Annotated in this window: 10 protein-coding genes; 8 read left to right on the top strand and 2 right to left on the bottom strand. The window is 45.5% G+C overall.

The features are described 5' to 3' along the window. Positions 1 to 8: 8 nt before the first annotated feature. The 6 genes from ACQ5DJ_RS19445 (at position 9) to ACQ5DJ_RS19420 (ending at position 17857) form a co-directional block, all read left to right on the top strand. Positions 9 to 680, top strand: coding sequence for a hypothetical protein (locus ACQ5DJ_RS19445; protein WP_429843903.1), 672 nt, complete (start codon positions 9 to 11; stop codon positions 678 to 680). Continuing rightward, on the top strand, positions 677 to 7324 hold the full coding sequence (locus ACQ5DJ_RS19440; protein WP_429843902.1) for a beta-ketoacyl synthase N-terminal-like domain-containing protein: 6648 nt from the start codon (positions 677 to 679) through the stop codon (positions 7322 to 7324). The genes ACQ5DJ_RS19445 and ACQ5DJ_RS19440 overlap by 4 nt, the downstream gene beginning before the upstream one ends. 54 nt (positions 7325 to 7378) lie before the next feature. Then, a complete protein-coding gene (locus tag ACQ5DJ_RS19435; protein WP_429843901.1) occupies positions 7379 to 13390 on the top strand; it encodes an amino acid adenylation domain-containing protein in 6012 nt (2003 codons plus the stop codon). A gap of 26 nt (positions 13391 to 13416) precedes the next feature. After that, positions 13417 to 15234, top strand: a complete 1818-nt coding sequence (gene asnB, locus ACQ5DJ_RS19430; RefSeq protein WP_429843900.1) for an asparagine synthase (glutamine-hydrolyzing) — start codon at positions 13417 to 13419, stop codon at positions 15232 to 15234. A 93-nt stretch (positions 15235 to 15327) separates the two neighbouring features. Next, positions 15328 to 16644 carry a condensation domain-containing protein gene (locus ACQ5DJ_RS19425; RefSeq protein ID WP_429843899.1) on the top strand — a complete coding sequence of 439 codons (1317 nt, stop codon included), beginning with the start codon at positions 15328 to 15330 and terminating at the stop codon, positions 16642 to 16644. A 46-nt stretch (positions 16645 to 16690) separates the two neighbouring features. Further along, entirely contained in the window at positions 16691 to 17857 is a 1167-nt protein-coding gene (locus ACQ5DJ_RS19420) for a cytochrome P450 (RefSeq protein ID WP_429843898.1), read from the top strand. A gap of 110 nt (positions 17858 to 17967) precedes the next feature. On the opposite strand, the gene ACQ5DJ_RS19415 is transcribed toward ACQ5DJ_RS19420, so the two are convergent. Beyond that, positions 17968 to 18192: a hypothetical protein gene (locus tag ACQ5DJ_RS19415; RefSeq protein ID WP_429843897.1), complete on the bottom strand. Its 225-nt coding sequence runs from the start codon at positions 18190 to 18192 to the stop codon at positions 17968 to 17970. Positions 18193 to 18287: 95 nt separating this feature from the next. Next, positions 18288 to 19175 (bottom strand): LysR family transcriptional regulator, encoded by an 888-nt coding sequence (locus ACQ5DJ_RS19410; protein ID WP_429843896.1) that lies wholly within the window; start codon positions 19173 to 19175, stop codon positions 18288 to 18290. A gap of 110 nt (positions 19176 to 19285) precedes the next feature. On the opposite strand from ACQ5DJ_RS19410, the gene hutG reads away from it, so the two are divergent. Next, positions 19286 to 20254 carry a formimidoylglutamase gene (gene hutG, locus ACQ5DJ_RS19405; protein WP_429843895.1) on the top strand — a complete coding sequence of 323 codons (969 nt, stop codon included), beginning with the start codon at positions 19286 to 19288 and terminating at the stop codon, positions 20252 to 20254. Between the two features lie 12 nt (positions 20255 to 20266). Continuing rightward, entirely contained in the window at positions 20267 to 21454 is a 1188-nt protein-coding gene (gltS, locus tag ACQ5DJ_RS19400) for a sodium/glutamate symporter (protein WP_429843894.1), read from the top strand. The last annotated feature ends 136 nt before the right edge of the window (positions 21455 to 21590 follow it).

Here is a 21590-nt window from a genome sequence, read left to right as displayed (position 1 = left end):
TGCCTAGAATGAACAAAATGGACGAGCTTCTCTTAAAGTTACTGTGGGGCCAAATGCAGTCGCTTGGCTGCTTTACGGAAAAGAATCAAGCGCTCAGCGATCTCAAAAGAAAAAGCGGTCTACTTGACTTATATGACATGTGGCTCGAAGAAACGGCTTCTGTTTTGGCCCGGAATGACTATCTCGTTTACGATAGCGCAACATCTACCGTGATCGATACTGCTCCCATTTCCAGTACGGCTGTCTGGCAAGAATGGGAGCAAGAAAAAGAAGTCTGGCTAAAAAACTCGGATACGAATGCGCAAGTCAAGCTAGTCGAGGCAACTCTGCGTGCTTTACCGCAAATTCTCACTGGAAAAGTGCGGGCCACAGAAGTCATCTTTCCCAATTCGTCGATGGAATTAGTCGAGAAGGTATACAAAAATAACACGGTTTCCGACTACTTCAATGAGGTGCTCGCTGATACAGTGGGTGCTTTTGTTGAGGAACAGCTGCACCAAGATTCTGCGGTCCGAATTCGCATTCTCGAGATTGGTGCAGGTACAGGAGGAACGAGTACCGTCGTTTTCCAAAAACTAAAGGCGCATGAAAAGCATATCCAGGAATATTGCTACACAGACCTCTCCAAAGCCTTTTTCATGCATGCAGAAAAGAGTATGGCCCAAGCAATCCTTATTTGACCTATCAGATTTTTAACGTAGAAGAGTCTGTGACGGGACAAGGAATCGATCTGGGCGGGTATGACATTGTCATTGCAGCAAATGTCCTGCACGCCACCAAAAATATTCGCCAAACGCTACGTAACGCGAAAGCTGTTTTAAAGAAGAACGGCTTGCTACTGCTAAATGAAATGAGTAAAAACACCATCTTCCTCCATCTTACCTTTGGTTTGCTGGAGGGATGGTGGCTGTACGAAGACCCAGAGCTGCGCCTTTCAGGCTGCCCTGGGTTATCTTCGTCAACGTGGCAGAGAGTATTGGAGGAAGAAGGATTTCAGTCGGTCTTTTTCCCAACAGAAGAGGCGCACGTAATGGGGCAGCAGATTATTGTTACCGAAAGCGACGGCGTGATTCGCCAACAGCAAAAACAACAGCCTAAACCTGCAACGAGTATAAATGCGGAACAGCCAAAAGCAAAGAGAGTGAACATACATTCCGCGCCTGAAGGAAGGGCAATCCAGGATGCCCTGCGCGAAAAAAGTACGGAATACATCAAACAGCTGATCGCTGAAACGCTGAAAATGCCAAGTAACCAAATGGATGCTTCCGAGCCTTTAGAGGCATATGGCATGGATTCCATTTTATCTGTACAACTGATCAATCAATTTCGGAAAATTTTCGGTGAAACGATCAGCGGTACGTTGTTTTTTGAATATCAGACTGTAGATGACTTAGTCGAGCATTTACTAGAGACACAAAGGGAAGCGCTGATTTCGCTCACAGGATTGGATAATCACAAACAGGTGCCAAATCGAACGGAAGATCATGTTGATGTTGCTCTATTGCCGAAAACCGGAGGGAAACGAAACCCAGGAAAAACGCGAGCATTTGCGTCATCTGCTCATTCGCAATTGACGGTGTCCAAGCCTGCGTCCTCCGGTAAAATAGCGATTATTGGCATGAGTGGGCGCTTTGCTCAAGCGAACAACTTGGACGAGTTTTGGGGGCATTTAGTACAGGGTAAAAAGTCTATTTCTGAAATTCCAGCCGAGCGTTGGGATTGGACAGAGCATTATCATCCAAATCGGGAGGAAGCCATTTCCCAAGGAAAAAGCTATAGCAAATGGGGAGCCTTCTTAGCGGAATTTGATCAGTTTGATCCGTTATTTTTCAATATGACTCCGCGAGAAGCAGAAAATATAGACCCTCAAGAGCGCCTCTATTTAGAAGAGTGTTGGAAGGCGTTAGAAGATGCAGGCTATGCCTCATCGAAGATGTCTACGGAGCTGCGAAAGCGAACAGGGGTATTTGGTGGCATTACGAAACAAGGTTTTCATCTATATAGCACGGAAACCACCCATCACTTTCCGACAACCTCATATTCATCGATGGTAAATCGGGCTTCCTACTATCTAAACTTACAGGGTCCGAGCATGCCGATCGATACGATGTGTTCCTCAGCGTTAGTAGCGATTCATGAAGCATGTGAATACATTCGAAACGGGAAGGGAAGCATGGCGATTGCTGGTGGGGTGAATCTGTACACCCATCCACATACCTACTTCGGTCTGACAGTGGGACAGCTCATCTCCCATACTTCTGACAGTGCTGCCTTTGGGAACGGCGGAATAGGTTTTGTGCCTGGCGAGGGAGTAGGTGCTGTTGTTCTTAAGGATTACGATCAGGCTGTACAGGACCTGGACCATATCTATGCTGTGATACGAGGAACCGCCGTCAACCATAAGGGCAAAGCCAATGGCTACATGACACCAAGCCCCAACCCAATTGCAGACGTGATGGAAGAGGCGTTGGAAGAAAGCGGATTGGACCCTCGATCCATTAGTTATCTAGAAGCTTCTGCCTATGGATCAGACATCGTTGATGCCGTAGAAATGACAGCGGTGACGAAAGCTTTTCACAACCGACAAGGAACAGAAGGGGATTATCGACTCGGTTCGGTCAAACCGAATATCGGGCATTGTGAATCAGCTTCCGGTATGTCGCAGCTGATGAAAGTGATCATGTCGTTACAGCATCAGACGCTAGTTCCAACCCTGGTTCCTGACGAATTGAATCCAAATATTGCTTTTGATCAACTCCCATTTCAATTACAGCGAGAGGTATCGGAATGGAAGCATGTCACAGTAGACGGGCAGACAGTCCCCCGACGAGCAGGCATTACCAGCTTTGGCGGCGGTGGAGTGAATGCCCATCTTATCGTTGAGGAATACAACCGAAATTCACCAAGCAGCGTAAATGATTCAGAACCTCAGCTGTTTGTTTTTTCGGCCAAAACGAAAGAGAGATTGCAAGCGTACATTCATCGCTGGACTGGTTATTTACAAAAGCACCAGCATATCGATCTAGCGAATACAGCCTACACCCTTCAAATCGGAAGAGAAGAAATGCCTTCCCGTTTGGCTGTCATTACCCATAGTCAAACAGAGCTTTACCAGCAACTGGAACGCTGGTTGGAACATCAAGCAGGGACGGAACATTGCTTTTTTGGCGATCTCAAGGAAAACAAAGAGTTGATGCCAGACCGAGTTGCTCAGGCAATCGAACCAAGAGATATAGAGGAATTGGCAAAATGGTGGGTTCTAGGCAATCCCATCCCTTGGCAGAAGCTGCATGAAGGGAAGGAGTTATCCCGAGTAGCTAAGCTCCCAACCTATCCATTTAAGAGGAGAACATGCTGGATAGAACGCAATCAAACGAATCGCCCTAGGAGGGAGACGAGCATGACATCCGCTCATCCAGAATTCGAAAATAAGGCCGTTGAGATTTACACCTACAGTGCTAACAGCAGCGAAACGGAGTTCTCAGAGGATTACTTGACCGTATGTCCATTTGAAAGGAAGATTCCAGGCTTTTCAATGAGTCGTGTCATTTTGAACCCGGAAAAATATCCGTTGGAAAGAGAAATGGTAAGAGAGAAGCAAGTAGAGATGCGCCAAGTACTTTTTTGCAAAGAAAATTTTTTGCGCGTGCAAAAAGTGTTGGACTTCGGGTGCGGTCATGGGACAGATGTGATTCAAATAGCAGAGCTTTATCCGCATATGGAAACCCACGGATTTACGATTACGAAGGCGCAAGCAGAGCTTGGCAATCAAAGAATCACGAAGAAAAATCTGGGGACTCGTGCGAAAATTTTCAACAAAGACAGCTCCAAGGATGCCTTTCCCGATCTCTACGACATAATTGTCGGGATTGAAGTGAGCTTCCATATTCGAAATAAACATGGACTTTTTCAAAATATCTCTTCTTCTCTGAACGAAGAGGGAACGGTTCTGTTGATCGATTACATAGCGAATACGCGAGGACCGATCGTAGACCAGAACGTAGAAGTCAGCATTCCTACTGTGCAAGAGTGGATTGAGCTTTTAGCGGAGCATCAATTGGTGATTGATGAAATCATTGACGTATCGCCACAGATTGCTAACGCCTTGCACGATCCTGATGTAGAACAGTACATCAAGCATCTGCCTAAAGCCGTTCAAGATTTGTATATCAATACGGTGAATCAATCTATCTCACTCGAACGAGGGTGGATCAGCTATTGCTTGTTTAAGCTGAAAAAGGCTCCGCATCTTGCGGATACGAAGCGTTGTGAATGGAATGCTAGCAAAATATCGAAGAAAAGACCTTACCCAGAAGCATTAGCGGAAATGGTAAACAGCGGTTATATTCCTTATCCGAAAAAGCAAACGAGAACTATCTCGAATCCAAATCAGCATGAGCAAAGCTTTCATTGGAATAGGCGAGCAATGAAAGAATCCTTGGTCGAGGCCTTTGCCACCGTTTTAGGTCTTCAACCAGGAGAACTGGAAGAAGTCGAGACCTTAAAGGATATGGGAATTGGCTCGCTTAACGCCGTTGCCTTATCCGAAATGATTAATAGCAAATTCAATCTGAAACTACCGACCAGCGTTGTGTTCGAACATAATACGCTAGATGCATTGGCAAGCTATATTGCTAGCCATTTGCAGCAAGACGAGCCTAGCCAGCTCCATGCAAGTAAACCATTCGTGTCGGACGCTCAAAATCAATCAATTACATCTGAATATTCCGAACGAAAACGCGCTTTTGCGGCAGATCAGTCCATTCCAGATCGGGCAAAAATCAAAGCGAGTCTGATCGAGGTCTTTTCTACTGTTTTAGGCTTGAGACAAGAAGAGCTGGAAGAAGTAGAATCCCTTAAAGATTTAGGAATTGGCTCGCTCAATGCCGTTCCATTATCCGAAGCCATCAATAGTAAGTTTCATCTAAAACTACCGACAAGTGTTGTGTTTGAGCATAATACGCTAGAAGCATTGGCGAGCTACATCGCTACTTATCTACCAGAGAGCCAATCAGCGCAGCCTGCTTATACAGAGAGAGTCTCAACGCGGAATATTGCCTACGAACCGCCTAAAGCTGCCTCCGATGATATTGCGATCATTGGGATTTCCTGCCGCACAGCAGGTGCAAAGGGGCAAGATGAATTCTGGGAGCTCGTCAGTCAGGGCAAAGATTGCATCAGAGAAGTGACAAATCCAGACTGGCGCGCCTTTTTCAAAGAAAATGCATTAGGAGATATTCCGATGAAATACGGGGCGATGGAGGATATTGAATATTTTGATCCAGCGTTTTTCAAAATTTCTCCTACCGAAGCCCAATCGATGGATGTCACGCAACGCATCCTTTTACAAGAGAGCTATAAAGCATTAGAGGACGCAGGTTATACCCCGTCCATGCTGAGAGGACAACCCGTTGGAACCGTCATTGGCGCAATGGCGGGAATGACAGTAGAACAAGATTTCTCTCATTTTGGCATGCTCGGGTCGGATACGAGTATACTCGCCTCGCGCATCGCGTATTTCCTTGACCTAAAAGGACCAGCTCTGGCTGTGAACACAGCTTGCTCATCCTCTTTGGTTGCGATCGATATTGCTTGCCAAAAGCTGAAGACAGAAGAGGTCAATTTGGCCATCGCAGGAGGAATTACGATTTATTCCCATCCTGCTCCGTTTATTTCGATGAGTAACGCAAGGATGCTTTCTCCTACAGGAGAGTGCCGCCCATTTGACAATGGAGCCAATGGCATTGTCGTTGGGGATGGCGTTGGCGTTGTGATCTTAAAAAGATTGCAAGAGGCCTTACGAGATAACGACAGCATCTATGGTGTCATCCGTGGCAGTGGAACCAATCAGGATGGACGGACATTGGGCATCACCGTGCCTAGCTTCCAAGCGCAAAGCGACCTGCAAAAATCCATTTACGCGAAAAAACAGATGGATGTGGAAGACATTCAATATATCGAGGCACACGGCACCGCGACCAAATTAGGGGACCCTGTAGAGATTCATGCGCTGAGTGAATCCTTCCGCCAATTCACGCCGAAGAAACGATTTTGCGCAATTGGTTCTTTGAAGGCCAACATCGGTCATACCACAGCAGCGGCTGGGGTGTTGAGTGTCATCAAGGTTTTACTCAGCATGAAAAACAAGAAGATGGCTCCTTCGATCCATTTTGTCAAAGAGAATGAACACATTGATTTTGAAAACAGCCCTGTTTATGTGAATACGAAGCTGCAAGATTGGCAGACCAATTCCAAAGGCTCTCGATTGGCAGCCGTCAGCTCTTTTGGCTTCAGCGGCACCAATGCTCATCTGGTGATCGAAGAGTTTAGTAAAAGCAAAGTCAGAACGGCAGCTCCTGTTGAGGGTCAAGGGATAGTGACGGGAGTCTTTGTGCTGTCCGCTGAAACACGTGAACAATTGGTGGCCTATGCCAAGAAAACAAAGGCATTTGTAGAGAATCATTATGATGTGAAGCTGGCAGATTTCTTGTATACCTATCAGACTGCAAGGGAATCGATGTCTCATCGAATAGCGGTCGTGGTCGACAGTAAAGAACAGCTGATTGCACAGTTAGAGCCATTCATACAAAGTAATGGGGCGAAAACGGCTGATCTGTTTATCGGAGAAATAAACAAAACGGGCGGAATCAAGATCGGCGATACCGAAGAGGGAAGGGATTTTATCCGCAATCTCGCTCTGAACAAGAAGATCAAAAAGCTGGCGGAGCTATGGGTTCATGGTAACGAAATAGAGTGGGGAGCTCTCTATCCAAAAGGAATGGTGAGCCGTCTATCAGGTCTGCCAAGTTATCCTTTTGCCAAGGAACGATACCGTTTACCCAAAGTTGTCGTAGGCAACCGAACCCATCAAGAAGCCGCCGCCACCTCCGAGCTGACAGCAGAAAAACATGAACACAGAGCAGCAGACATAGCCAACTCAACGGAGGTAACTCGTGTTCAGGCGGAAGAAGCTGATGGGAGGGAGACAGAGATCCAAAACTCGGTGATCCATCATGATGTCATACCTGCTGACGATGATGATACACCGCGTAACGAACTCGTAAGAAAAATTGCTGCTGCGTGGGAAGAGGTACTTGGCGTGAAAAAGGTTGACATCCACAAAAACTTCCAAGACCTTGGCGGCGATTCAATCATGGCCACTCAGATTATTTCCAGATTGAAGAATAGCTTCCCGGTTGATTTGAATTTAGACAATCTCTTTTCGACACCAACTGTTGCAGGGATGGCGGAGCTGATTGAAGAGGAACTGATTGCTGCTATTGATGAGCTTCCAGAAGAGGCAATTTTGGAGCTATTAAGCTGATGAATTCATCGATAAAAAAGGCAGCAGAATCACCATGTGGGAAGGAGCAATCCGATGATCAATGATAAGGAATCAGCTAAATCAAGAGATGAGATACTTGCCGAGAGCAAATCGAAGCTTTCCGAGAAGAAACTGGCATTGTTGGAGAAGCTGAAAGGCTCAAAACTGGAGTCGAAAAAGACTGGGATTCCGCGGCGTTCAAGAGAGGGCTTCGTGCCCCTCTCTTTTGCCCAGCAAAGACTATGGTTTTTAGATCAGCTGGTGCCAAACAGTCCTGCCTATAATGTGGTTGCCGCTTTCCATCTATCGGGTGAGCTTCACACAAACATCATGGAGCAGTGCGTTAATGAGATAGTGAAGCGCCATGAAGCCCTGCGAACCACCTTTCAAGTCGCAAATGGCGAGCCGTATCAGCTAATTGCTCCTGCCTTGCACATTCCTTTTCCCATTGTCGATCTTACAGGACATCCCGAGACGGAAAGGGAGGATGAGTTTCGCCGACTCGCGAAAGAGGAAAGCATGTATGTTTTCGATTTAACCAAGGGACCCTTGTTGCGTGTTACTTTATTCAAACTCGGCGAAGACTTGAATATTCTACTTTTGAACGTTCACCATATCATCATAGACGGATGGTCAGTCGGGGTTTTCTTCAGAGAAATGGTTTTGCTTTATCAGGCCTATCTTGCGCACAGGCCTTCACCATTGCCTGAGCTTCCGATCCAGTATGCTGATTTTTCAAGCTGGCAGCGGGAGTGGCTTCAAGGAGAAGTGCTGGAGAAACAGCTTTCTTACTGGAAAGAAACTCTTGGAAAAGAAAGCAGTGCGTTAGAGCTGCCAGTAGATCGTACAAGACCTCCTATCCAAACGTTTCAAGGAGGGAGCCTAAAACTACAAATTCCCGCTTCGCTTTCACATGCCATGAAAGCGCTGAGTGAGCAAGAAAATGCCACGCTGTATATGGTCTTGATCACCGCGTTAAAGATATTGTTGCACCGTTACAGCGGGCAAAATGATATCCGGGTTGGAGTGCCCGTAGCGAATCGTAACCGAGTGGAATTGGAGAATCTGGTCGGCTTTTTTGTAAATACGTTGGTTCTCAAAACAGATGTTTCTGGCAATCAAAGCTTTAGAGAACTATTGTCACGTGTGAGAGAAACAGCGAACAGCGCATACAGGCATCAAGACGTACCGTTTGAACGATTGGTGGATGAATTGCAGCCTGAGCGTAATATGAGCCAAAATCCACTGTTTGAAGTCTGCTTTGTGTTACAGAACTTTCCTATGCCGAAAAAATCGGACATGTCTGCATTAGGTTTTTCTTTGGTCAAATTTGAAGAGTTCCGGAACAACACATCCAAGTTTGACCTCTGGATTCAGGTTGTAGAAAAAGGGGATATTCTTGACCTAGACGTTGAGTTCAATTCCGATATTTTTAATGAATCGACAATCAGTCGCATGTTAGAAAGCTTTACAATCGTGCTGGCAGGCATTGTCGCGAATCCGAACCAGCCGATTTCAGATTTGCCGATTTTGACCGCTGCTGAACAGCAAAAGCTGTTGGTCGAATGGAACGATACGAAGACGTACTACCCACAGCAAGATAGGTGCCTTCATGAAATGATCGAGGCACAGGCTGCCAAAACACCGGATGCCCCAGCCGTTATTTTTGAAGAGGAGCAACTCACTTACCGTGAATTGGATCAACGGGCGAATCAACTGGCTAACCATCTCGTAAAACAGGGTGTAAGAGCGGAAACGCTTGTGGGCATTTATATGGAGCGCTCATTTGAGATGGTCATTGGGCTGTTAGGTATCCTCAAAGCAGGTGGAGCCTACGTTCCCCTAGACCCAAGCTATCCGCAAGACCGGGTTGCCTTTATGATCACGGATGCGAATCCTTCTTTCCTCTTGACTGCGGAGGGGCTGAAGAACACGCTCCCTGAATACGGTGGACAACTCATTTGCCTCGATTCAGATTGGGAGACAATTAGCATGGAGAGCCGTGTGGCGCCTGCAAGCGGAGTCAACAGCGAGAATTTGGCGTACATGATTTACACCTCAGGCTCTACTGGAAAGCCAAAGGGTGCGATGAATGCTCATCGTGGTATCGTCAACCGACTTATATGGATGCAGGAACAATATCAGCTGAGTGAAACCGATCGGGTGATGCAAAAGACGCCTTTCAGCTTTGATGTGTCGGTATGGGAATTTTTCTGGCCGTTAATGACGGGCGCTTGCATGGTAGTAGCTCGTCCAGAAGGTCATAAAGATACGACCTATCTGGCACGCTTGATCAAAAAAGAGAAAATCACAACCATGCACTTTGTTCCTTCCATGCTTCAGGTATTCCTGGAGGAGACGGAAATTAGCGGCTGCGATACGCTGCGACGAGTCATTTGCAGTGGTGAAGCCTTATCTTATGCAACGCAGGAGCGCTTTTTCGAGTGTCTCGATGCGGAATTGCACAACCTCTATGGTCCTACAGAAGCGGCGATTGATGTCACGTACTGGGCATGTCAAAAAGGAAGCAAGCTTAGAACCGTGCCGATTGGACGCCCTGTGGCAAACACCCAAATCTATCTGTTAGACGAGCACCTGAATCCTGTTCCCGTGGGTGTTGCAGGTGAGCTGCACATCGGTGGTGTACAGCTGGCTCGCGGATACTATAACCGACCTGAGCTGACAGAAGAAAAATTCATCCCTGATCCATTCAGCAAAAAAGAGGGAGCACGCCTTTATAAAACAGGTGACTTGGCACGTTACATGCCGGATGGAACGATCGAGTATCTGGGACGAATTGATTTTATGGTCAAATTAAGAGGGTTCCGTATCGAGCTGGGTGAGATTGAAGCTGTATTAGATGAACATCCACATGTACAAAAAGCGGCTGTGATCGTTCATGAATCCGAGCAGAGACCAGGGCATAAACAGTTGGTTTCTTATATCGTGCCAGATTCACAGACCAAGGAAAAACTGAAAAAGACAACAGAAGAAGCACTTCCTGCGGAACAGGTATCAGAATGGCAGGATGTCTTTGATAAAGCCTATGATGATGAAAATAAATATGAGGCCGATTTCAACATTACCAGTTGGAACAGCAGTTATACGGGTCAGCCCCTTTTAGCAGAAGAAATGCGTGAATGGGTCAATTCGACAGTTGATCGTATCCTTGCCTTGCAACCGAAAAAGGTACTCGAAATCGGGTGCGGTACAGGGCTGCTATTATCCCGGATAGCGCCTCATTGTGAACAGTATTGGGGAACGGATTTTTCGTCGATGGCGTTGGATTATCTTACTGCGAATCTGATCAACCAAAGAGAGGATTTATCCAATGTCACACTGCGTAAGAGCTATGCGGATGATTTTAATGGACTAAAGGGACAGAAGTTCGATGTGATCGTGCTCAACTCTGTGGTGCAGTATTTCCCGGATGCGAGCTATCTGTTGGATGTGCTGAAAAAGGCCATACACGCCATGAATGACAAAGGAGCAATCTTTGTCGGGGATGTTCGGAATCTTTCTTTACTGGAAACCTTCCACACTGAGGTTGAGATGGAAAAGTCACCGGCGACGTTGACTATGGATCAATTGCAGCGCCGTGTGCAGAAGCGAATGAGACAAGAGCAGGAGCTGGTTATAGATCCTGCATTTTTCTATGCGCTTCAGGCGCAGTTGCATCAGATCAGCCATGTAGAAATCAAGTTGAAGCGTGGAGGTCATCATAACGAATTAACTCGCTATCGCTATGATGTGGTTCTTCATCTCGGCAAAAAAGTACAGCCGATTGAGGACTTTTCCTGGCTGGATTGGCATGAGGAGGGATTCCAAAATATTGATGGACTTCGTCAAATCATGACCAAGTATAAACCGCAAATCTTAGGGCTTACGAATATCCCTAATTTGCGGTTGGACAGGGCGAATCGATACCAGTCGTTGCTTACTGACAGAGATGTTCTCAAAACGGTAGAAGAACTGAGAACAGATCAGAACGATTCATACAGTGGAATTGACCCAGAGGAGCTTTGGCAGTTGGGCGCTGAGCTTCGATACAGCGTGGATATCGCTTGGATGGGTGATAGAGAGGATGGCAGCTATGAAGCTGTGCTGAGACCTGAGCATTTACTAGAAAAAAGACAGCGTAACACAGTGGTCACCGCGTGGTATCGTCCAGCGAAAAACTACCAGCCGATCGAAACGTATGCGAACGATCCTTTGACAGACAGAGTTGCTCGCCAGTTCATTCCAGAGCTGCGCAGTTATTTACGGGATAAGCTGCCAGATTACATGGTTCCGTCTATCTTTGAGTTTATCAAGGAAATGCCAGTGAACATGAATGGGAAATTGGATCGCAAAGCGCTTCCTGTGCCGCTTTTGGAAGTGCCAGAGATGGAGGGAGATTTTGTACCACCGGCGACGGAGACGGAAAACATTCTTGCCAATGTTTGGGCTGAGATATTGGGCTTGGATAAGGTTGGCATACATAATAACTTCTTCGGATTGGGCGGCGACTCCATTCATACCATTCGAGTGGTTGCGAGAGCAAAACAATTCGGTCTGGAACTGACTCCACAGCAAATTTTCCAATTCCAGACCATAGCTGAACTAGCAGAGGTTGTAGGTGGGGTTTCCACCCAAAGTGCGAAGCGAACTCCAACGGCAGTAGAGTTACCAACATTGGATAAGCATCAGCTGGATCGGATAAAAGCAGATAACCCATACATGGAGGATGTTTATCCGCTGACGATCATGCAAGAGAATATGCTTTATCGATATAAACATCATCCGGAGCCTGGTTTGAATGTGGTTCATCACGCTTTTCGCATAGAGGGTGGCCCTTTCCATGTAGCTGCTTTTGAGCAGGCATGGCAGCATCTCATCCAGCAATTCCCTGCATTGCGAACCTCCTTTATCTGGGAAGAGCTGGATGAGCCGATGCAGATCGTGCATGAAAAAGTGGATATACACATCAAACAGGAAGATTGGCGTGGCATTCCAGAAGATAATCAACATGAACAATTGCAATTCTACATTCAGAAGCTGAGACAACAAGGATTTGAGATGGGCCATGCACCACATGCACATCTTGCTCTGCTTCGAGTAGGAGAGGATGTCTACTACTTTATTTATGTCTTCAACCTGATGTTGCAGGATGGCTGGAGCTATACGTTGATCGTGAAGAGACTATTCGAATATTATCAAGCGTTTTCCCAAGGGACAGCGATTGATATCGTGCCTGTCTATCCTTATCGGGATTATGTTGCGCTACAAAAAGGACAGGACTTAACGGATGCCGAGTTGTTCTGGAAGAAAAATCTGAAAGGAATGACCAGCTCCACCCTTGAATGGGCGCAAGCGAGCAGGAAGAATATTTCTGCCGAGGAGCCTCCCTATTCTCAAGAGAGATTCATCGTATCGCCAGAGGTCTCCTCAGCGCTGTTATCCTTGTCCAAGAAGTATCATCTGACGCCATATACATTGGTACAGGGAGCTTGGGCATTGCTGCTCCATCATTACAGCGGCAAGGAAGACGTTGTTTTTGGTACGATTTTCTCCGGCCGCAGCATTGCAATGATGGAGGTTGAGCATTCTGTCGGGCTTTTCTTCAATATTCTGCCCATTCGCGTGAGCATTGAGCAAAACATGAGGTTCTTGTCTTGGCTCCAAAGCATGCAGTCCAAGGTAGTAGAGACGAGTCAGTACGAATACACGCCGTTGAAAAAAATATACGAGTGGTGCGATATCCCACGAGATCAGCTTTTGTTTGACAGTTATCTGGTGAGCGAGCAGCTCCCTGATTTCTCTTCCGTGTTTAGAGGATTTAATGATGTCCTCGGTGCTACCATCTATGATTCTATCGCTCAGACGGAGCATCCGTTACGAGTGGAAATCCTTTTCTATGAACAAGTGCTAGTCTTGCATATCAACTACTATCGACGTTTCTTCAACGATAAGGAGATTAGTAGTATGCTACAGCACTTGAATACTCTTTTAGAAGGATTGGTAGCGAACCCAGAGCAAAAGGTAAGCGAGTTAGTCAATGCGATAACGTTTCATCCCCAACACTAAATTGGCGAACAAGAGGAGAGGTTACTATGTGTGGAATTGTGGGATGGCTTGATTGGGATGACGATTTGTCATCCCAGCATGCTATTTTGCACAAAATGGCTCAAGCGATCCAACATCGCGGGCCAGACGAAGAGGGCTATTGGTTGTCTCCTCGGGCAGCGATTGCGCATCGGCGCCTGATCGTGATCGACCCAGAAGGCGGCAAGCAGCCAATGATCTACCGAGAAGGAGATCAGACGTGTGTCTTATCGTTTAATGGCGAAATCTATAATTATTTGGAACTGCGCCGCCAGTTAGAGCTGCTTGGACACTCCTTTCAAACCAATTCTGACACAGAGGTATTGCTGCACGCTTTTTTGGAATGGAGGGAGGAATGTGTCCGTCATCTCAATGGCATTTTTGCATTCGCCATTTGGGACGAAAAAAATCATCGATTGTTTTTAGCGCGTGACCACTTAGGTGTTAAACCATTATTTTATTGCCAACGAGGGAGCTCGTTCTTGTTCGGCTCTGAACTGAAAGCTTTGCTCGCCCATCCAAAAGTGAAGCCTGAAGTAGAAGCGGATGGGTTAGCAGATATTATTGGACTCGGTCCGGCGAGAACGCCTGGATTTGGAATTTTCCGCAATGTAAATGAGGTTCGAGCTGGACATTGTGTAACAGTTACGAAGGATCAAATCAGGACAAGGCCATACTGGAAACTGGAAAGTAAAGTGCATACTGACGATATGGATACAACGACAGAAAGGATACGAGCCCTCTTACAAGACACGGTACAACGCCAGTTAATCTCTGACCTGCCATTGGTTAGTATGCTGTCTGGCGGTTTGGACTCCAGTGGCTTGGTGGCTTTAGCCGCTGAAGAGCTTCGTAAAAAAGGGAAGACGTTGCACACCTATTCAGTAGATTTTGTTGACAATGATCAGCATTTTGAAGAAGGTTTGCTGCACATTAGCTTGGATGCGCCATGGGCGAAATCAGTCTCAGAGCATGTACAAACGAAGCATCAAGAGATTACTTTCAACGCTCAAGATCTGATTACTCATTTTCATATGCCGTTGAGAGCGCGTGATCTCCCGGGATTAGGGGAGACGGATACCTCGCTCTATTTGTTCTGCCGGGAAATGAAGAAAAAAGCGACCGTTTCGCTATCAGGTGAATCGGCAGACGAAGTGTTTAACGGGTATCCTTGGTTTCAGAAGGAGAAATTCTTGAATTCAGGCAAATTTCCTTGGATGGAGCATGACGGGTGGAGTACATTTTTAAATGAGGAAGCCATCGAAAGGATTCGCCCACAAGACTATCTTCGCAGGCGGTATGAAGAAGGGATTTCAGAGGTGCATCCTTTGGAAGGAGAGACAGCATTGGAAGCGCAACAGCGCAAAATGTCGTACCTCTTTATCACACGTTTTCTTCCGTTACTATTGGATCGCAAAGATCGAATGAGCATGTATACGGGGTTTGAAGTGCGTGTTCCTTATTGTGATTATCGTCTGGTTGAATATTTATGGAATGTCCCATGGAAAGTAAAAAATATTGATCAAATCGAAAAAGGCTTGCTTCGCAGAGCGTACAAAGGATATTTGCCGCAAGAAGTATTGTACCGCAACAAAAGCGCATATCCGATGACCTATCATCCAGAGTATTACCATGCGATATTAGACCATATGAAACAAATTTTAGCGAATCCTAATTCGCCTCTACTACCATTGATTAATAAGTCTGTGATCCAATTTGTACTGGATGGAAAAGCACCTATGAATCTAGCTCAATCAACGAAGCTGATCGAATACCTCGTTCAGATAAATATGTGGCTAGAGGAATACAAGATTTCCATTCGATAGAAGCCCTTGGATTTGCTGATAAAAAGGACAGTCAGGATGATTTTTCCTGACTGTTTTTCTTTCCAAAATTTTAGTTGAAGGGGTGTGTAGTAAATGAATGTCAGTGAGGCAAATCAGAACATGGCAATCCCACAACGACTGCCTGCAAACGGAAGTGACAGGTTTAATTACATGGTCAGCTATCTTTCCGATTGCCAACTTCAAATGGTGCTGGAAATGGACGGACATGTGAATCAACAGCGATTGCTTCAAGCGATGGAGGCAAGCATCATTGCTGAACCGATCATTGGTTGCCACTTTATAAAAGATCCAGTCCTCCCCTATTGGGAGCGACGCAGCGATTTGGCGTCAAGCGGTTGGTGTTCCTTGCAACTTCTCAGTGAGTCCGATTCCGAAGAGAAAGCCATACAGGAGTGGCTGTCGAGCCCAATAGACATCGATACTGATGCGATGGTCAAAGTTCGCATTCTGCGGTCCTCGACCAAAGATATCGTAGGCATCAAATTAAATCATCTATGTAGTGATGGTGCAGGGTTGATAGAGTATGTCCTCTTGTTAGCTTCGCTATATAGTGAGCTTGCCCAAAACCCTCGCTACGTTCCCAAGTCAAACCCTGAGGGCAGGGATCAGAGTCGTTTGTTCAAGGAGATGGGTATCCCAAATGGCGGGATGCCGCAAGCTCCAGAACCGCAGGGACCAACACTTCCTTTTACGCCTGGAGAACCAGTGAAAAGGAGACAAGCCATTCGCAGAATACCGCGCGAAGAGTGGTTGGAGCTAGCGCAAGGATTTAAACAAAAAGGGTTCACGGTAAATGATGTGTTATTGGCTGCCTACATGCGCGCTTTATCTCAACAGATGGAGAGTGTTGCGGCTCGGCAACTCAAAGTCATGGTGACTGTTAATGTAAGAAAATTCTTGCCCACGGGCAAGGCAGACGCCATTTACAACTTGTCTGGCGTTGTTCACGCTTCCATGAATCAAGCAACAGGGACATTTGCAGATAAGGTGAAAGAAGTGGCGGAATTCATGAAGAGTCAACGCGATAACAAAGAGATTCTATATGATGCGGTAAACACGTTTGCCTTTGTGGAAAATTTTGAGTTTCAACAGACATTGAAGATCATACAGGATGTAAGAAAACAAATTGTAGCGGATGGAAACAGCACACCAATATTATCCAATTTCGGTATGATTGGTACAAATCAGATAACATTCGATGATGTCAAAGTCGCAGGTGCGTATATCGTCTCACCAGCCTATTACGCTCCAGGACTGATGCTTGGAGTCAGTACGTATCAAGATTGCATAACCCTCAACATTTCCTTCTTTGAATCGAATACAGACATTGGGTTAATAGAAAAACTCCTAGATACCATGTTAGAGGACATCAAGTCATACCGAGAGTAGCCAGCTTACAGCAATTACCTACCCATTTAAATAAGGAGTGAATGAAATGAATAAAGTAGTATTCCCTAATGAAATATCGGGTGCCGAGAATCTGCAACAACAGTTTGAACCCTACGGCTGGTATGCGGAAATGAGAAAAAATAGCCCGGTACATTACGATGAAAAGCAACAGGTTTGGAACGTATTTCTGTATGCGGATGTAGAGCGTGTGCTGACCGATTATCACCACTTTTCAAGCGATACCGGCAAACGAATCGCTGGTTCCCTCGCATTGAAAGAAAAGGGCATCACAGAGATGGACCCGCCTGATCACGGAAAAAGGAGAGCTCTCTATACAAAGGCATTCTCAACAAGAACACTCCAGGAGTGGGAACCTCGTATTCAAGAAATTTCACGTCATTTGCTAGAGGAAGTAAAAGAAAAGCAAAGCATCAGAATTTTAGGTGATCTGGCAACCCCGATGCCGGTGATTGTCATTGCCGATTTGCTCGGTGTACCGTCCAGTGATTGGATGCTGTTCAAACAATGGTCTGATGTGCTCATCTCTTCCGGGACCCGCGAGACGTATGAGGATATTAACCTCAAAAAGGAAGAAGTTATGAAGGAAATGGCCGTTTATCTCTCTCCGATCATTCAAGAAAAAAGAGAGAACCCGGCAAAAGATTTTCTTTCCGATTTGACGCAAACAGAATATAAAGGCCAAAAACTATCAGACCGCGAGATTATTGATATTGCCATCAGCTTGCTGCTTGCCGGAAATGTAACGACAAGTACGCTCTTGTTCAGTGTTTTCTACTGCTTTTTACTAGATCGACCAGGCGTCTATCGTGAATTAAGAGAGAATCCGCAGCTGGTAGATCAAGCGATCGAGGAAGTATTGCGCTTCCGTCCGCCAGCACAGGTATTGATGCGCAAGGTTCAAGAAGATACGGATATGTTCGGAAGTATGATGAAAAAAGGCGAAATCGTCATGGCATGGCTCGGTTCTGCTAATCGTGATGAAAATACCTTTGCACAAGGAGACCAATTCGATATCCATCGACCTAATAGCAATAAGCATTTATCCTTTGGAAAAGGCTGCCACTTATGCTTGGGCGCGCCACTATCCAGACTGGAAGCAAAGGTGATGCTAACAGAAATGATCAAGTGCTACTCTGACATCTCAATTGGTGGATATGAAAACGATCTAATCCTGAATGTGACCAGAGGCTAATCCTAGCGTTTGCCCGTTTTCGTTTCTAAAAAAGCAGTTGAGCAGGAAGGTTATCTCTGTTCAACTGCTTTTTTTTATTTGGAGAGAAGGAAAATAGAATTCCATACGTTTCAATATTTATCTTTCCGAATCACCAAATAAATAATCAACCCAATAATCGGAAAAAACAAGGAAGCAACAAGCCCGATGATAGCGAATTCCTTGCTATTCCCTCGTCTCCTTGCATCGCGGTATACCCAAATACTGATGACAATGTTAATGATGTTTAAAAATAAGATGATTAGTAACGGAAGGAACACAATAAAGCTAGAGGGAGCATCGCCTACTTGAACCAAAGGATCACCTGCTTTTGAAATTTTTCAAGACTTTCCCAATTATATAAAAGGATGAGGGAATTGTGAAATCTATTTATGAACCATTTTCGTAACGATCACCGGGCTGGAAACTTCCCCCGAACCTCCTCCAAAAAGGCCTGCACCGCAGGAGCCAAATAACGATTTTTCAAATACGCCAAATAAACCGTCCGCTCCAACGCAGGCGAATCAATCGTTTTCCGAACAAGTGAAGCATCTGTTGATCCAGACAAATAGTTCTCAGGAATAATCGTAACCCCCAGATTCTCCCTCACTAACGTCAACGCGGTTTCAAAGCGCTCAATCTCAAATTTGATTTGCGGGTTGACTTGTTCAAACGAAAAGGCCGTTAATATATCCTCCCTCGTCTGAAATCCCTCTGTACTAATGATGAATGGCTCACTAGCCAAGTCTTTCAATCGAATCGATTCCTTTTCCGCCAACGGATGATCCTTGTGCAGCACCAGCATTAAGCGCTCATCATACAAGGGAAATGATTCGATATCTTCTTCATCGATGAATTGGTTGGTTATGAGTAAATGCGTATGATACTTGCGCAGTGATTCCTTGACAGCTTTCCCACTCAACACCTCGATTAGCTTGATGTTAATAGAGGGAAAACGCTTTTGGTATTCGCGAATGACTTTTGGAATCCAATGCTTCACGGACTCAATGATGCCGATGATGAGATCTCCGCTTCCGGTTAGCTTTACTTCTTCCATTTCTTTTTTCAGCATGTTCATTTGGGAAAGAAGCAGCAACGATTTCTGATACAAAATTTTACCAGCATCCGTTAATTCCATTTTTCTCGTGTTTCTCTCGAGCAGTGGAGAGCCGACTTCTTGCTCCAGATTTTTGATCGCGTTACTTAAGGAAGGCTGTGAAATATGCAGTTTTTGTGCGGCTTTGGAGTAGCTCAACTGATCGCAAACTGTCACAAAATAGTGCAAATGTTTGATGTCCAACTGGATCGCCTACCCTTATTTATAGCTTGAAGCTATCAATTTATTTAAATTATATATTAGAAATAATAAGTTTGTCATTATATAATCAATAAACAAAAGGTTCAGAAAGGATGAATAGCTTGCCAAAGAATGTATCAGCAGATTTGTGGACCGGCCGGACTGACCATACGGAGAGAAGAAGTAGTTTTCGCTACCATCAGATTGTAGAAGTAACGGACTTGGATACATTGCAAGCTGCCAAGGATCGCACAGTCGCTATCATTGGGTTTGAATGCGAAGAGGGAGTGAGGCGCAATCAAGGAAGATTAGGTGCAGCCAAAGCTCCAAACGCAATTCGGCAAGCGCTTGCAAGCCTTCCTTGGAAAGTAGAGGAAGGAAAACGGATTGTTGATGTGGGGAATGTTGCTTGTCCAAACGAAGAGCTAGAAGCTGCCCAGGAAGAATTGGGGAACGCCGTCTCTGCAATCTTTTCCAAAGCCATGAAGCCTATTATTTTAGGCGGAGGCCATGAGACTTTGTATGGACATTACGTAGGTGTCCGAAAGCATATTGGAAAAGAGGCTTCTCTGGCCATTATCAATATTGACGCTCATTTCGATTTGCGCTCCTATGAAGTTCATCCTTCATCGGGGACAATGTTTCGGCAAATACTAGAACATGACAAAAATAGCAGCTATTATGTGTTAGGGATTCAGCGTTTCGGAAATACGCAGGAGCTATTTGATAAAGCGGATGAGCTCGGTGTTCGTTATGTGTATGAAGAAGAGATGACAGACGCACGAATGGATGAAATTACTTTATCTGTAAGTGAATTCATCGGAAAACACGATCATGTCATGTTGACACTATGTACAGATGTGTTAAACGCAGCTTTTGCACCGGGAGTAAGTGCACCATCTCCGTTTGGCTTGACACCAATGGTTGTCCGCACTTTGATCCGTACTGTTGCCGCTCATAAGAAAACGCTTTCTTTTGATATTTGTGAAGTGAATCCGGTTTTAGATGAAAACGGAAGAACAGTAAAGTTAGGTGCTTACTTGACGAATGAAGCCATCATGGGATTACTAGAGAACAACTAAGGGGAGACAACTATGACGTTAGCACTTAATCAAGTAACGACGATTTTTCTCGCAGTAGCACTTCTCGTATTAGGTACATTCCTCGTAAAAAAGGCTAGTTTCTTGCAAAAGTTTTGTATCCCGGCACCAGTGGTTGGGGGCTTGTTGTTCGCTATCATTGCAACGGCTTTGAAAGCGACTGGAATTTTACAGATTACATTGGATACTTCCTTGCAAAGCTTGTTCATGCTCACGTTCTTTACTACCGTTGGATTGGGAGCGAGCTTTAAGCTGATCAAGCTTGGTGGTAAGCTGCTCGTTATTTACTGGATCGCCTGTGGATTTCTTGCTTTGGCACAAAACGTAATTGGTGTGTCTTTGGCTTCCGTGTTTGGCATTCATCCATTGATCGGGATGATGGCAGGGGCAGTTTCCATGGAAGGTGGACATGGAGCGGCTGGCGCTTTTGGACAAACGCTTGAGGACATGGGCATTCAATCTGCGTTGGCAATTGGGATCGCAGCAGCAACCTTTGGTCTCGTAGCAGGGGGCTTGGTTGGCGGACCGACTGTGAAATATTTGATTACCAAATACGATCTGAAGCCGACTGAAACCGAAGAAGCAGTAGAAACAGTTGAGGAAAAAGTACAACCGATTACGTCGAATACTTTCTTCATCCAAGTCCTGTTGATTACATTCTGTATGGCATTGGGAACGTATTTGGGAGAGCTGTTCTCGACTGCAACCGGATTTGTTTTGCCAGGTTATGTGGGAGCGATGTTTGTAGCGGTGATTGTCCGTAACATTGTAGACAAGCTCAATCCAAAGGCAATCGATATGAAGAGCATCAACCTGATCAGTGATGTGACGCTTGGAATCTTCCTGTCCATGGCACTGATGAGCATCAAGCTGTGGGAAGTTGCCGATCTTGCGCTTCCAATGCTCGTGATCGTGTTTGTTCAAGTAGTATTCATCGTTTTGTTTGGGATATTCGTCTTGTTCCGTTTGCTTGGCAAAAACTACGACGCCGCAGTTATGGTCGCAGGCTTTACAGGACATGGTCTTGGCGCTACACCAAACGCAATGGCGAATATGGCGGCAGTAACGGGAAGATTTGGTCCTTCGCGAAAAGCATACCTGGTCGTTCCGATCGTAGGTGCCTTCCTGATTGACGTGTTCGCGATGCCGATCATTATTACCACGATTAATTTGTTTAAATAAGGTCGATTCAAAAATCCCTTTATGCTGGAGGATTGAAGTGACCCAATAAATTGAGACAAGGAAAAAGCACCTCCTGAATCGTATTCCAAATATGATTCTAAGGAGGTGCTTCTTTATGGGCACAAGAGTGCATTAC

Source organism: Brevibacillus sp. FIR094 (assembly GCF_050477165.1).
Taxonomy (GTDB): Bacteria; Bacillota; Bacilli; order Brevibacillales; family Brevibacillaceae; genus Brevibacillus.
The sequence above is the reverse complement of the archived record's forward strand: the minus strand, read 5'-3'. Positions and strand labels throughout refer to the sequence as shown.